13 protein-coding genes and 1 pseudogene are annotated in these 13,698 nt (G+C 73.9%); 8 read left to right on the top strand and 6 right to left on the bottom strand.

Annotated elements, in window-relative coordinates:
• The first annotated feature begins 17 nt into the window (after positions 1 to 17).
• Entirely contained in the window at positions 18 to 956 is a 939-nt protein-coding gene (locus tag IO40_RS0130970; RefSeq protein WP_016471447.1) for a M56 family metallopeptidase, read from the top strand.
• Here IO40_RS0130970 and IO40_RS0130965 read toward each other — a convergent pair.
• Positions 953 to 1,771, bottom strand: coding sequence for an alpha/beta hydrolase family protein (locus tag IO40_RS0130965; protein ID WP_016471446.1), 819 nt, complete (start codon positions 1,769 to 1,771; stop codon positions 953 to 955). The two genes, IO40_RS0130970 and IO40_RS0130965, sit on opposite strands and share 4 nt — an antisense overlap.
• Before the next feature lie 242 nt (positions 1,772 to 2,013).
• Here IO40_RS0130965 and IO40_RS0130960 point away from each other — a divergent pair, with 242 nt between their 5' ends.
• Entirely contained in the window at positions 2,014 to 2,664 is a 651-nt protein-coding gene (locus IO40_RS0130960) for a phosphatase PAP2 family protein (RefSeq protein WP_016471445.1), read from the top strand.
• 38 nt (positions 2,665 to 2,702) lie between these two features.
• On the opposite strand, the gene IO40_RS0130955 is transcribed toward IO40_RS0130960, so the two are convergent.
• Positions 2,703 to 3,509: an SAM-dependent methyltransferase gene (locus tag IO40_RS0130955; protein ID WP_016471444.1), complete on the bottom strand. Its 807-nt coding sequence runs from the start codon at positions 3,507 to 3,509 to the stop codon at positions 2,703 to 2,705.
• Between the two features lie 249 nt (positions 3,510 to 3,758).
• On the opposite strand from IO40_RS0130955, the gene IO40_RS0130950 reads away from it, so the two are divergent.
• Positions 3,759 to 4,478: a TetR/AcrR family transcriptional regulator gene (locus tag IO40_RS0130950; protein WP_030405673.1), complete on the top strand. Its 720-nt coding sequence runs from the start codon at positions 3,759 to 3,761 to the stop codon at positions 4,476 to 4,478.
• Here the strand turns inward: IO40_RS0130950 and IO40_RS0130945 are convergent.
• On the bottom strand, positions 4,469 to 5,956 hold the full coding sequence (locus IO40_RS0130945) for an LVIVD repeat-containing protein (protein WP_374117458.1): 1,488 nt from the start codon (positions 5,954 to 5,956) through the stop codon (positions 4,469 to 4,471). The two genes, IO40_RS0130950 and IO40_RS0130945, sit on opposite strands and share 10 nt — an antisense overlap.
• Before the next feature lie 195 nt (positions 5,957 to 6,151).
• Here IO40_RS0130945 and IO40_RS0130940 point away from each other — a divergent pair, with 195 nt between their 5' ends.
• Positions 6,152 to 6,934 (top strand): DUF305 domain-containing protein, encoded by a 783-nt coding sequence (locus IO40_RS0130940; RefSeq protein ID WP_016471441.1) that lies wholly within the window; start codon positions 6,152 to 6,154, stop codon positions 6,932 to 6,934.
• A gap of 16 nt (positions 6,935 to 6,950) precedes the next feature.
• Here the strand turns inward: IO40_RS0130940 and IO40_RS0130935 are convergent, their stop codons facing one another.
• Positions 6,951 to 7,586: a DUF6214 family protein gene (locus IO40_RS0130935; protein ID WP_016471440.1), complete on the bottom strand. Its 636-nt coding sequence runs from the start codon at positions 7,584 to 7,586 to the stop codon at positions 6,951 to 6,953.
• Positions 7,587 to 7,822: 236 nt separating this feature from the next.
• Here IO40_RS0130935 and IO40_RS34345 point away from each other — a divergent pair.
• The 4 genes and pseudogenes from IO40_RS34345 to IO40_RS0130915 all read left to right on the top strand — a co-directional run bounded on the left by IO40_RS34345 (position 7,823) and on the right by IO40_RS0130915 (position 12,033).
• Positions 7,823 to 8,921 (top strand): annotated as a pseudogene (locus IO40_RS34345) (WD40/YVTN/BNR-like repeat-containing protein).
• A 142-nt stretch (positions 8,922 to 9,063) separates the two neighbouring features.
• On the top strand, positions 9,064 to 9,741 hold the full coding sequence (locus tag IO40_RS0130925; protein WP_016471438.1) for a uracil-DNA glycosylase: 678 nt from the start codon (positions 9,064 to 9,066) through the stop codon (positions 9,739 to 9,741).
• A complete protein-coding gene (locus IO40_RS0130920; protein WP_016471437.1) occupies positions 9,738 to 10,820 on the top strand; it encodes an N-acetylglucosamine kinase in 1,083 nt (360 codons plus the stop codon). Before IO40_RS0130925 ends, IO40_RS0130920 begins: the two co-directional genes overlap by 4 nt.
• Before the next feature lie 217 nt (positions 10,821 to 11,037).
• Entirely contained in the window at positions 11,038 to 12,033 is a 996-nt protein-coding gene (locus IO40_RS0130915; protein ID WP_106963764.1) for a sirohydrochlorin chelatase, read from the top strand.
• A 145-nt stretch (positions 12,034 to 12,178) separates the two neighbouring features.
• On the opposite strand, the gene IO40_RS0130910 is transcribed toward IO40_RS0130915, so the two are convergent.
• Together IO40_RS0130910 and IO40_RS0130905 are read right to left on the bottom strand one after the other, a co-directional pair.
• A complete protein-coding gene (locus IO40_RS0130910) occupies positions 12,179 to 13,270 on the bottom strand; it encodes a lactonase family protein (RefSeq protein ID WP_030405666.1) in 1,092 nt (363 codons plus the stop codon).
• A gap of 107 nt (positions 13,271 to 13,377) precedes the next feature.
• Positions 13,378 to 13,563 (bottom strand): hypothetical protein, encoded by a 186-nt coding sequence (locus IO40_RS0130905; protein WP_234336606.1) that lies wholly within the window; start codon positions 13,561 to 13,563, stop codon positions 13,378 to 13,380.
• Positions 13,564 to 13,698 lie beyond the last annotated feature (135 nt).

Raw genomic sequence — 13,698 nt, 5'->3', positions numbered from 1 at the left:
CTCATAGGCTGAGCGGCATGACGGTCCCGCTCGCGCTGATGGTGCTCGCCCTGCTCGCCGCGGGCCTCGCACCCCGGGTACTCGCCCGCTGTTCGTGGCCCGACCGGGAGCCCGTGCTCGCCCTGTGGGTGTGGCAGTGCGTGGTCGGGGCGGTGCTGCTGTGCTGCCTGCTGGCGATGGCGCTGTCCGGCGCGACCGCCTTCGCCGTGGTCCGCGCCCACGTCTTCGCCGGGGCGCCCGACGGCGTCGCCGAGATGTACACCTCCGGCGGGTACGCCCCCTGGGCGGGGGTGCTGTGCCTCCTGCTGGCCTGCGGCGGCGCGTGGACCGGCGCCATGCTGCTGAGGGAGATCCGCGACGCGCGGGCCAGGCGCCGCAAGCGCCGCGCCGAACTGCGGGAACGCGCGCCCCGCCTGCCGGGCGAGGAGACGACCTCCAGCGACCGCCTGGTCGTGCTGGAGGAGGACAGGCCGGACGCCTGGTGGCTGCCGGGCGCCACACCGCAACTGGTCATCACCACGGGCGCGCTGCGGCGGCTCAAGGGACGACAGCTGGACGCGGTGCTGGAACACGAGCAGGGGCACGCGCGGGCCCGCCACGACTGGCTGCTGCACTGCTCCTCCGCGCTGGCCACCGGCTTCTCCCGGGTGCCGGTGTTCGCCTCGTTCCGGGACCAGGTGCACCGGCTGGTGGAGCTGGCCGCCGACGACGCGGCGTCCCGGCGGTACGGGCGGCTGACGATCGCCCTGGCGCTGGTCGAACTGAACGAGGACCGGGGCGTCTTCGGCCCCTGCCCGGCCTCGCTCGCGATGGTGCCGCAGCGGGTGCACCGGCTGCTGTCACCGGCCCCCCGGCTGCCGGTGAGCCGCCGGCTGCGGATGACGGCCGTCGCCTCGCTGGTGCCGGTGGTGCCCGTGCTGATCGCGTTCGCCCCCGGGCTCACGGCGCTGCGCTAGGAGTTGCCGCCGGCCACCGCGCCCGCTGCCGGGAGATGGCGCGCGAACCATGAAACGAGCCCGGCGTCCACCTCGCGGGCCGTCGGGAGTTGCGGGGCGGGTTCGATACCGGGCTCCTCGGCGAGCGGGTGGGCCAGCCCCGGGACCGACAGCAGTGCGGACCGCTCCCCCAGCGCGCCGACGAGGTCCAGCGCGTCGGCACGCAGCCCGGGGTGGTCCAGCTCGCCGCTGACGACCAGCAGCGGCGCACGGGCGGCGATACGGTCGGCCCGTGCGACGAAGTCCAGGCTGTCGACGGCCTTCTCGGACTCCGCGTCGTAGGGGTAGTCGCCCGGGAACAGTTCGACGACGGACCGCATCCGGACGGCTGCGTTCACCACGGCGCCGGCGAAGACCGGAATGTCGCTCTCCGCGAGGACCCGCAGCGCGACGGCGCCGCCCAGCGAGCCGCCGAGCACACCGATCGGGCCGTCGTCGAGAGGCAGTTGTGCGCGCAGTGACGCCAGCGCGGCCGGGAACTCCTCGGTCGCCTGCCGGACGAACGGGTACAGGTAGGCCATCAACGGGTCTTCGCGCATCAGCGCCGCACCGGCGTCCATGCTGCCGTCCACCATGCGTGCCCCGCACATCGGCATGCCGAGGTGGACCCGCCACGCCGGCAGACCGTGCATCGGCAGCGCGGCGGCGAACGCGGCGTCCGACCTCGGTGCGTCCAGCATGTGCCAGGTGACGATCAGCGGCGCGGGGCCCTCGCCTGCCGGTGGCAGCGCGGTGAACGGCACGCCTGCGGCCGTACCCGTGAGCGGTGAGTCCATGGGGGCAGCGTAGGGAGGCGTCCGCACGCAGGTGATGGGTTATCGCTCCCGGCGAAACCCGCGCGGCGCGCTGTCGGGGGCCGTCCCGCCCGGCCGTCGCCGCCCGGGGCGCCGACGGCCTTCCGCGGCCCGACAGCGCTCGTCCGCGCGGGACTTGTGCCTGCACGGGTGGGACGGGCGATGATCGGCGTATGCGAGGTCCGTTCCGTCGAGAAGTGCCCACTCGAACGCTGCGGTCGGTGATGGCCGCCGTGCTGGGGGCTGCCGCCGCCGTACTGATCCTTCTGGTGGGCCTGCGCTGGCAGCCCCTGGCCGCGCTCGACCGGAACGTGGCGACCGGACTGCACACGATGGCCCTGGAGCACCCCGGGCTCACCCGTGCCCACCGGATCCTCAGCGACTGGGTCTGGGACCCGTGGACCTTCCGGCTGCTGGTGGCCGCCGTCGTGCTGCGGCTGCTGTGGCTCCGCGAGCGGGCGGCGGGCTGGTGGCTTGCCGGTACGGTGCTGGCCGGTTCGGCGGTGCAGCAGGGGCTGAAGGCGGCGCTGGACCGGGAGCGGCCACGGTGGCGGCAGCCGGTCGACTCGGCGGAGTACGCGGCGATGCCCTCGGGCCACGCCATGACAGCCGCGCTGGTGTGTGTGGTGCTGCTGTGGCTGTGGCGGGAGCGTGGCGGGCCCGGTGGCGACGGCGGACGGCGGTGCGCGGTGGTGGTGGCGTGCGTGTCCGTCCCGGGCGTGGCGTTCACCCGGGTGTGGCTGGGCGTGCACTGGCTGACGGACACGGTGGTGGGGGTGCTGCTGGGGGCGGCGCTGGGCTTGGCCTCGGCGGCGGTGTGGGCGGCGCTGAGGACCGCCGGGCAACTGCCCGCCCCGCCGGTCCGGTTCCGGTAGCCGGGGGGCGGGGCGCCCTTGCGGAGGGCGGCGGCGCCTCAGTTCTTGCGGGCGACGCCTCCCACGTTGTCGACCTCCGCCGGCTCACCGAAGGGCAGCGCTTCGGGACGCCAGCGGGTGACCGAGACCAGCCCTGGTTCCAGCAGTTCCATGCCGTCGAAGAAGCGCAGGATCTGCTCGCGGGTGCGGTTGACGCGCGGGTTGTCGCTGGTGCTGTTCCACTGCCGCACCATGGCCCGGACGGCTTCCGGGTTGACGACCTCGGCCGAGTCGCTGAAGACCAGGTGGCTGCCTGGGGGCAGGGCCGCCATCAGCCGGGCGACGACGTCGTAGGCGCTGTCGTCGGTGATGTGGGCGACGACGCCGAGCAGCATGAGGGCCACCGGACGGTCGAAGTCGAGGGTGCCGGCCGCGCCGCGCAGGATGGCGTCCGGGTCGCGCAGGTCGGCGTCGATGTAGTGGGTGACGCCCTCGGGCGTGCTGGTGAGCAGGGCCCGGGCGTGGGTGAGCACGAGGGGGTCGTGGTCCACGTAGACGATGCGGGCGTCGGGTGCCACCCGCTGGGCGACCTCGTGGGTGTTGTCCACGGTGGGCAGCCCGGTGCCCACGTCCAGGAACTGCCGGATGCCCGCCTCGCCGGCCAGGTACCGCACCGCGCGGCACAGGAAGGCACGCTGGGCCCGCGCGGTGGTGACGATGCCGGGGTTGCTGCGGGCGATTCCGTCGCCGACTTCCCGGTCCACGTCGTAGAAGTCCTTGCCGCCGAGCCAGTAGTTCCAGATGCGGGCCGAGTGCGGCACCGTGTTGTCGATCTCTTCGAGGTCCGGCTCCGGGCCGTCGGTCATCGCTCCCCGCCCTCCGCGTGTGCGTTGTCGGCTCTGTGCGCGCACCAACGTACCCGCATACGCACGTTCGAGCGCGTCGGAGAAGCAGGACGAGGTGGAACCGATCGCGGTGGGCGCCGATATCGGGGCGATCCCCCGCGTCGCCCCGATATCGGCCGCTGAACCGGGTGTCCGTCCGCGGGGCGGCGCGGACGCCCGAAGTCGTGCTGAGTATATTGGCTGCCAGCCAGCCAACGCAGGAGTTACAGGATGTCCCCTCGGAGCGCATCGGTCAATGAGGAGTTGCGCCGACGCTCGCGCGAGCGGCTGCTCCAGGCAACCGTCGAACTCGTCGCGGAGCGCGGTTACGAGGCCACGACGCTCGGGGCCATCGCCGACCGGGCGGGCTCCGCACGCGGGCTGATCTCGTACTACTTCCCCGGCAAGCGACAGCTGTTCCAGTCGTCGGTGCACCGGCTGATGCACCTCACCCTGGCCGAGGCCCTGGAGCGCGCCCCCGTACCGGAAGGGCCCGGCAGCGGGCACGAGACGCTGGCCCGCGCCATCGACGCGGTCCTGGGACTGGCCCGCGACCATCCGGTGCTGATGCGCGCCCATATGGCGGGCATCCTCCAGCAGGAGGGCTTCGTCCAGTGCGACGAACAGCAGCGCCTGGCAGTGCTGTTGCGCACGGCCGTGACACGTTACGGCTCCACCGATCCGGACCGCGACTACCCGCTGCTGCGGGCGAACCTGATGGGCGCCGTCGTCGCGGTGCTGCTGCCGGGCGCACCGATGCCGCTGGAGCGGCTGCGCGGTGAGCTGTTCGCGCGGTACGGGCTGGAGTGGGAGCGCGGCGTGCCCCCGAAGGAGGCGGCACGCCGCGCGGAGGGTGTCTCGTCGGTGGAGCTCGTCCGGCGGCTGGGCGGCGGCACACCGTGCGCCGGGAAGCAGTTCCCCGGGGCGCACGGCACGCCGGCTCAGCGGTAGTCGGGCTGGGTCTGGACGTTGAGCTCGCGCATGCGGACCTTCGCGGCGCTGTCGGTACGCCGGTCGTCGAGGCGCAGGACGTCGAAGCCCTTGGCCATGTCGTTCGAGTAGATGTGGCCGTTGTAGTAGTACGCGGACCAGGAGCCGCCCGTCACCAGTGAGGTGGTGGACAGCGGCCCGCGCTCGAAGTAGGCGATCTCACGGGGCTTGTCGGAGTCGGTGAAGTCCCACACCGAGACACCCCCCTGGTACCACGCCTGGACCATGATGTCGCGGCCCTTCGCGGGGATGAGCGACCCGTTGTGGGCCACGCAGTTCTCCGTCTCGGCCTGGTGGCGCGGGATCTTGAAGTAGGAGCGGAAGACCAGCTTGCGCTTGTCGCCCTTGCCCTTGATGTCGTAGATGCCGTCGGCGCCCTTCTGGTCGCCGGTCTCCGCGTTGCAGGTGGGGGCACCGCCGCCGCCGAGTTCGTCGGTGAACACCACCTTCGCGCCGTCCTGGCTGAAGGTCGCCGAGTGCCAGAAGGCGAAGTTCTCGGTGTCCTCGACGCGGTCGATGACGCGGGGTTTGGCCGGGTTCCTGATGTCCAGCAGGATGCCGTCGCCCATGCAGGCGCCCGCGGCCAGCTTCAGCCTCGGGTAGGAGGTGATGTCGTGGCAGCCGGTGGTCTCCACGGCCCTGGGCTTGTCCGGGTCGCCGGGGAAACCGCCGTCGGGGAAGAGCACCGGGAAGTCGATGACGGCGGCCTTCCCGGGCTGCGAGCGGGGCACCTTGACGATGGAGATGCCGTCGTGCGGGGGCCGGCAGTCGGGGAAGGAGGCGTCCGGCGCGTAGGAGGAGACGTAGATGTAGACGTTCTTCCTGTCCGGCACGAGGGTGTGGGTGTGGGAGCCGCAGGAGGTCTCGACCGCGGCGACGTACCGGGGGTGGCGTATGTCGCTGATGTCGAAGACCTTCATGCCCTCCCAGGAGTCCTTCTCGGTGGCCGGCGCGGTGGTGCTCGCGCACGAGTCGTCACTGCGCGAGCTGTCCGTGGACAGGAAGAGCAGGTTCCCGGAGACGGAGACGTCGTTCTGCGACCCGGGGCACAGCACCTGGCTGACGATCCTGGGCTCGGCCGGCCTGCTGATGTCGTAGACGGTGAACCCGTCGTAGTTGCCGGCGAAGGCGTACTTCCCCTGGAAGGCCAGGTCCGAGTTGGTGCCCTTGAGCGCGCCCTTGGGCAGATTGGCGAGATGCGTGATGTTGTCGCTGTGCACGATCTCGTCCTGGCCGGGGATGTCGCCCTTGCGGATCGCCTCCCTGGTCTGCGCCCGGTCCTGCTCGGTGACGTCCCGCGGTGCGCGGGGCGAGTCCCCCGGGTCGGGGATCGCCGCCGCGGGGACAGCGGTCAGCAGCGCGGCCAGCAGGCCGAGCACCACCGCCGCGACGGCGCCCGGCCGCACGGCGGGCCGGGTGGGTCTGTGGTTCGAGGTCACTGCTACCTCCCTTGGCGCCGCCCGCCCTGGTGTGTGGGGCGGTGACGGACGGGGGCAGTATGCCGCCGTGCATGTACATATCAACAGAGGGCGATGAGACGACTCGGGCCGTCTTTACGCGCGCCCGGCCACCCCTCACTCTCGTACCAGGCTTCGCCGCTCGTGCACTTGTCCCCGTCCGCCCCGGAGGACCATGTGAGAGACCGTCACAGAGCCCGTACCCGCCGCTCTCCCGCGGCGGTGGCCGCCCTCGCCCTCGCCGCCGCGCTCACCGCCCTGCCGGCACTGGCCGGATGCACCGGCGGGACATCCGCAGCACGGTCCGGGGAAGCCAAGGACGGGCCGCCCGTCGTGGCACCCGGAAAACCGGGCGAGGCGGCACGGACCCTCTCCCCCCGCAAGGCCCGGGAGAAGGCCGGCAAGGACACCGAACCGAACGCCGCCGACGTCGAGTACGCCACCATGATGATCGAGCACCACCAGCAGGCTCTGGTGATGACGAGGCTGGCCCCCGACCGGGCCGCCGGCAGCGCCGTACGCAAACTCGCCTCCCGTATCGGCGCCGGACAGGGACCGGAGATCAAGGCGATGCGCGGCTGGCTCGCACAGCACCGGCGGCAGGACGGCGGCAACGGGAGCACACGGAGCCACGAGGGACACGGGAGCGGGCACGGAGCCCACGCACACGGCGGTCAGGGAACCGGGCACGGAAGCGGGCACAGTACCGGCGGGCAGCACGACGGCCACGGCACGATGCCCGGTATGGCCACCGAGGCGCAGCTGGCCCAGTTGCGCAAGGCCGAGGGCAAGGCGTTCGACCAGCTCTTCCTCACCCTGATGACCACCCACCACAAGGGGGCCGTCACCATGGCCGTCCAGGTCCTGGAGAAGGGCAACGACGTGCGCATCGAGGAGATGGCGACGGACGTCATGGCCCAGCAGCGCGCCGAGATCGCCAGGATGCGGAAGCTGCGCTGAGGGCGTGCACGGCCGCTCAGCGGCGGGCGTGCCGTGGAGCCAGCAGACCGGCGTCGCGGGCCTGTGCGATGGCGCGCAGGGCCCTGCGCCGGCTGTGCCCGGTCACCCGCATGACGGCCAGCACGGCGTCCTCCCCGTCCTCGCGTGCCGCCGTGTACGCCTCGGCCACGACGTGCCGGGCAGCCCGGCCACGCGGCCCGGGAGGGCGTCCGCGGCCCCGCACCGGCGCCGGTGGCGGCGCCTCGGGCAGGACGCACGAGCCGGTGCCCCACGCGGTGGCCGCCGTGAGCGGGGGGCGGACTGCCTCGGGGCAGATGTCGGTCAGCGGGTCGCCGAGCCAGGGCGCGAGCGCGGCCACGTCCTGCGCCGTCAACGGCGGCTCGGCGCGCATCTCCTCGACCCGGACCTGGCCGTCCACGACGGCTGCGAGCACATCGACGCGGGCACCGTCGGGCAGGTCCAGCGTGACGGCGAACCAGGGCGCACGGGCGTTGACGCCTTCGGAGTGGGGGCCGGCGCCGCTGCCGTGGCCCTGGAGCTGCCAGCAGGGGAGCAGCGGCTCCGGCGGGTCCGGCCGGTCGCACGGCGGGAGGTCACCCCGGGCGCGGGAGGGGGCGGGCGGGCAGTGGGGGGATGAGGGTCTGTCCGACACGTCGCGGCACCGTAGTCAACGGCTGCGCCCCCGGGGAGGGACGGCACGCGCGGGCACCTTGACGGCGCCCCGATCGACGGAGGGCGGGCAGCCCGAACGGCTCACCCGTGCCGCCGTACGGGCGTCGGGACCGCACATCGGCACGCACGCGCCGCCGCGGGCCCTAAGGGATTGTCAGTGGGCGGAGGCAGACTGATGCGCACCTTGGACAACGACGTCTCGAAGGCGGTGCCGTCATGGCCGAAGTACTGCTCGCGGTGGGTACGAGGAAGGGGCTGTTCCTGGCCCGGCGGCGGGGGTGGTGGCGGCTGGGAGTTCACCGGCCCGCACCTGGGCGCGCAAGCGGTGCTCTCCGTCTGTCTGGACCGGCGCGGGCCGGGAACGCCCAGGCTGCTGGCGGCCGGGGACAGCGCGCACTGGGGCCCCTCCGTCCTGCACTCGGACGATCTGGGCGCCTCCTGGACGGAACCGCCGCGGCCACCCGTGCGCTATCCCGAGGACACCGGGGTGTCACTGGAGCGGGTGTGGCAGTTGCAACCGGGTGGTGACGACGAGCCGGGAGTGGTGTACGCCGGTACGGAGCCCGGCGGCCTGTTCCGCTCCGAGGACGGCGGTGAGTCCTTCGCACTCGTCCGCCCCCTGTGGGACCACCCCACACGCCGGGACTGGGTGCCCGGCGGAGGCGGGCTGGGGCTGCACACCGTCCTGGTCGACCCGCGGGACTCCCGGCGGGTGACGGTGGCCGTCTCCGCCGGCGGCGCCTACCGGACCGCGGACGGCGGCGCCGGCTGGGAACCGTGCAACCGCGGGGTCTCCGCGGTGTTCCTGCCGGAGGGCCGGCGCTACCCCGAGTACGGGCAGTGCGTCCACAAGATCGCCCGGGACGCCGCGGACCCCGACCGCCTCTACCTCCAGAACCACTGGGGCGTCTTCCGCAGCGACGACGGCGCCACCGGCTGGCGCTCGATCGGGGAAGTCCTTCCCTCGGACTTCGGCTTCCCGGTGGCGGCCCATCCCCGGCGGGGCGGCGTGGCCTATGTCTTCCCGCTCAACGCGGACGCCGACCGGGTTCCCGCCGAACACCGCTGCCGGGTGTACCGGACGCAGGACGCGGGCGACAGCTGGGAGGCGCTGACCGCAGGGTTGCCCGAGGCGGCGCACTACGGTCCGGTTCTGCGGGACGCCCTGTGCACCGACGACGCCGATCCGGCGGGCGTTTACTTCGGCAACCGCAACGGCGAGGTGTACGCCAGCGCGGACGAGGGCGACAGCTGGCAGCAAGTGGCCCGGCATCTGCCCGACGTACTGTGCGTACGGGCGGCGGTGATCGGCTGAGTCCCCGCCAGGCGCCCCGGAGGGCGAGGGCCCGCTGTGCGGAAACCCGGTCCCGGACCGCGGGAACGCGAAGAGCCCGGGGCGCAAGGGGAAGTGGACGGGAGGAGAGGCGGGCGCGGCTGAGCCAGTAGAGTGACGGCTCGTGGCTGCACGACCGTTGAACGAGATTGTCGAACCAGGCTGGGCGAAGGCGCTGGAGCCGGTCGCCGGACGGATCGCCGCGATGGGCGACTTCCTCCGTGCGGAGATCGCGGCGGGGAGAACCTATCTCCCGTCGGGCGCCAATGTGCTGAGGGCGTTCCAGCAGCCCTTCGACGAGGTGCGCGTCCTCATCGTCGGACAGGACCCGTATCCCACGCCGGGACACGCCGTCGGCCTGTCGTTCTCGGTGGCGCCCGACGTGCGTCCGCTGCCGGGCAGCCTGGAGAACATCTTCCGGGAGATGCACAACGACCTCGGCCTGCCCCGGCCCTCGAACGGCGATCTGACGCCCTGGACCAAGCAGGGTGTGCTGCTGCTCAACAGGGCGCTGACGACTGCTCCGCGCAAGCCCGCCGCACACCGGGGCAAGGGTTGGGAGGAGGTCACCGAGCAGGCGATCCGCGCACTGGCGGCGAGGGGGCGCCCGCTGGTGTCGGTGCTGTGGGGCCGCGACGCGCGCAACCTGCGTCCGTTGCTGGGCAATCTGCCCTCCGTCGAATCGCCGCACCCCTCCCCCATGTCGGCGGACCGCGGGTTCTTCGGCTCCCGCCCCTTCAGCCGCGTCAACCAACTGCTGGAGCAGCAGGGGGCCGCGCCGGTGGACTGGCGTCTGCCGTGAGCGCGGAGCCGGCCCGCGCGCGGGTGTGGGTGCTCGGCGTCGACTCGGGCGGGTCGGGGCTGCGGGTCGCACTGGGGCGGCAGGATGCGGACTCGGGGGCGCCGCCCGTGCCGGCGGGCACCGTCACCTGCCCGGAGCCGGTGCGGACCGGCAGCGCGGGTATCGACGCCGCGCACATGGCCGAACTGCTGCTGCCCGCCGTACGGACGCTGCTGGCGGACGCACACGGTGGACAGGACGGCGAGGAAGACGACGGGCACGGCGGCGGGGCGCGGATCGCGGCGGCCTGCGTGGGCGCCGCCGGGATGGCCACGCTCGGCGACGGGCTGCGCGCCGAGCTGCCCGGGATACTGGCCGCCGGATGCGGTGTGCGCCGGCTGGCACTGGCGGCCGACGCCGTGACCGCTTACGCCGGGGCGCTCGGCGAACGGCCCGGCGCCGTCGTCGCGGCCGGCACCGGGATGATCGCCATGGGTACGGACCTGATGACGTGGCGGCGCGCGGACGGCTGGGGCCATCTGCTGGGCGACTGCGGCAGCGGTGCCTGGGTCGGCCGGGCCGGACTGGAGGCGGCGCTGCGCGCGCACGACGGACGCTCCGGTGGTTCGCCGGTGCTGCGGGCCGCCGCCGAGGAGATGTTCGGGGCACCGCTGAGCGGGCTCCCGGCCCAGCTGTATCCGCGCACCGACCGTCCCGCCGTGCTCGCCTCGTTCGCGCCCCGGGTGGCCCGGTGCGCCGGGCAGGATCCGGTGGCCGCGCAGATCATCCGTGCGGCGGCCCGGGAGATCGCGGCCAGCGCGGTCGCCGTGTGCCCCGAGGGGAGCGGGTCCGACGGGGACGCCGGACAGGGCACGCCGCACGCGGACGTGCGGATCGCGTTCACCGGGGGGCTGTTCAACCTCGGGGAGCCGCTGACCGGGCCGCTGCGTGCGGAGTTGGCGAAGCGGCGGCCCGGTGTCGTGGTGACCGAGGCGGCCGGCAGTCCGCTGGACGGTGCGCTGCTGATCGCGGGCCGGCTTGCCGCAGGCGGGCTCTCGCTGCCCCGTGACCCGGCGCTGCTGTCCGTCTCGGAGACGTAGGAACCTGACCTGCCGGGTTTCCGCCCCCGGGCGCGCGGCAGGGCAGGAAGGCCCCTGTCGGTCACGTCCGGCGGCCGGATGCGCGTCCGGGGATGAACGCCGGACAACCAAAGAAACAGATAATCAGCCCACTTGGGGTCGGGCGAATCGGGACATACACCCATCCCTGCGACCCGGCCGAACAGCAAAGCTCATCAAGGCATTAGCATGCGGGCGCATGAGCTCCCCCACAGGACCGGACAATGGCCTGCCCGTACGAATGCCACGTCCCCGCCGGCCCGGACGGCACCGGCGGCCGGAGCCCGTCGTCGCCCCCGAGGGCGCGCCGGCGCTGGTACTCGCCGTCCCCGGCACACCTTCCGGTGCCACGCGCGCGCTGGCGGAAGAGACGCTGAGCATCGCCCGCTCGGAGCTGCCCGGTCTCGACGCGCGCGTCGGCTACGCCGAGGGTGACGACGAGGAGTTCCCCACCATCCGTACCGCGCTCGGCCAGGCGGTGGCCGACCGGGCGACGCGCCTGCGATACGCGCGCGAGGCGCGCGAGACGGCCGCCGCCGCAGCGGACGGGGCGGCGACCGAGGAGCACGGCGGCGGGGTGGCCGCCCCGGCGCTGGACGAGGCCGACGACGGACTGCCCGCCGTGGTCGTCCCGCTGCTCGCGGGGCCGGACGCCGCACATCTGCGGCGCATCCGCCAGGAGGTGCTGAACAGCGGCTCGGGCGCCGAGCTGACCGATGTGCTGGGCCCGCACCCGCTGCTCGCCGAGGCAGTGCACGTACGGCTGTCCGAGGCGGGGCTGGCACGCGCCGACCGGGCGCGGCTGTTCACCGTCGCGACGGCGGCCGACGGCATCATCCTGGCCGCCGTCGGCGGCGAGGAGGCGGTGCAGGCGGCCGGTATCACCGGCATGCTGCTCGCCGCCCGGCTGGCGGTCCCGGTGCTGGCGGCGGCCCTGGACAACGAGGGCGCGATCGCCCGCACCGCCGAACAGCTGCGTGAGGCGGGCTCGCAGCAGCTCGCGGTCGCCCCGTGTCTGATCGGCCCGGAGATCGCCGAGGGCCTGCTGGAGGCCGCGGCCGAGGAGGCGGGCTGCCCCGCGGCGGAACCGCTGGGCGCCTACCCCGCGCTGGGCAAGCTGGTGGCCTCCACGTACGCCGCCAAGGCCGGGATCGCCCAGCCGGAGGCGGCACGCGCGGGGATGCCGGTGCGCTGAGGCCACGCACGTACAGGCGGTGCCGGGGCACGTCCGGATGTTTCTCCGGTACGTGCCCCGCCGCCTGTCCGGCCCCGGGCTTCCGCTCCCCCTACGAGCTTCCCCGGGCGGCAGCGACACCTCCGGGCGGAGAGCGGGATCCCGGTCAGTCGAAGACGACGCAGGAGGCGGCGGGTGCGGCAAGCGCGCCCGCGCGGTGCGGCGTCCCGGTGTCGGGATCGACGTCGAACCAGGTGACGTCGCCCGACCGTTCGTTGGCCGCGTAGAGCCTGCGTCCTGTCGGGTCCAGCGCCAGGTCGCGCGGCCAGTGGCCGCCGCAGGGCACCGTGGTGAGGAGTTCCGGCAGTTCCGGCGCGGTCAGATCGAGCACGGCGATGCTGTCGTCGCCCCGGTTGGCCACCCAGGCGCGACGGCCGTCGGCCGAGAGGACCAGTGCGGAGGGGTAGGTGCCGGCCGTCCGTGCGCCCGCCGGGAGTACGCCCGTCTCGCCCAGCGGCTCCAGCTCTCCCGTCGCGGGATGCCAGCGGCAGGTCGTGAGGGTGGGGTCCAACTCGTTGATGATGTACACGCGCCCGACGCCGTCCGGCTCCTGGTGGCCGTCCGGGCCGGCCGCCGGCGCGGCGGCGAAGGCCAGATGGCGCGGCCCGGTCCCGGCACGGAGCCGGACCTCCCGGTGCGGGTGCAGTCCCGCCGCACCGTCACGCAGGTCGTAGCTCCACACGGAGTCGGTGCCCAGGTCGGTGCACAGGAGCCACCGTCCGGTCGGATCGGGGACGACGGCGTGCGCGTGCGGGCCCTCCTGGCGGTCGGTGACCGGGCCCTGCCCGTGGTGCTGGTGGGTGAGGGGGCGGGCCTCCAGGCCGCCGTCCGCGCGGAGCGGCAGCCGGGTGACGCTGCCGGAGCCGTAGTTCGCGGTGTACAGGTGCCCCGCGGCCACCGTCAGATGGGTGGGTGCCGCCCCCTCCACCGCCACGCGGTCGCCCAGGAGGGCCGGGTCCGCCGCAGGGCCGAGGGTGAACGCCGCGGCGCCGCCCTGGTCGGTCTCGCTGACGCAGTAGAGGACCCCGCCCTGCGGCGCCAGGGCAAGGAAGGAGGGGTCCGCGACGGTGTCGTCCGTGTTGTGGAGGGGCATGAGCGCCCCGGTGGCCGGGTCGACGGCAGCGGTGGTGATGCCACGGCCGCCGTCCGAGGTGAACGATCCGATGTACGCCCGCCGGGGGGTGGTGCCGTTGGTCATCGCGCTGCGCCCTTCGCCGCTCGGATTCGGGCACGACGGTAACAGCTCCCCCGCTGGTCTGGACCAGACGTCCGTGTGGCGTCGCCCAGCGGCCGGGGGGCGGCGCCTCAGACCGAACGCAGCGGGCTGTGCAGCGGGGCGGCGAGCTGGTGGAGGGCGTCTTCCAGGGCGTGCAGATGGGCCAGGGCGCGGTCGCCCGGCGACTGCGGCTCCCCCTCCCCCGCGTACGCCCCGGCCGGGCCGGCCGCCGGAACGGGCACCGGGGAGGGCGCCGGCGCGGCGAGGCGGTGCACAGCGGCCTCCACACGTTCGCAGGCCGCGGTCAGGCGGGCTCTACCTTCTTGATCGGGTTGATCGAGCCATTCGTAGGGTTGGGTCGCCCAGGGGTGCTGGGTGTGGCTATCAGGCGGCTGCCGTCTCGTGGCATA

Source organism: Streptomyces albus subsp. albus (genome assembly GCF_000725885.1).
Taxonomy (GTDB): domain Bacteria; phylum Actinomycetota; class Actinomycetes; order Streptomycetales; family Streptomycetaceae; genus Streptomyces; species Streptomyces albus.
The sequence above is the reverse complement of the archived record's forward strand: the minus strand, read 5'-3'. Positions and strand labels throughout refer to the sequence as shown.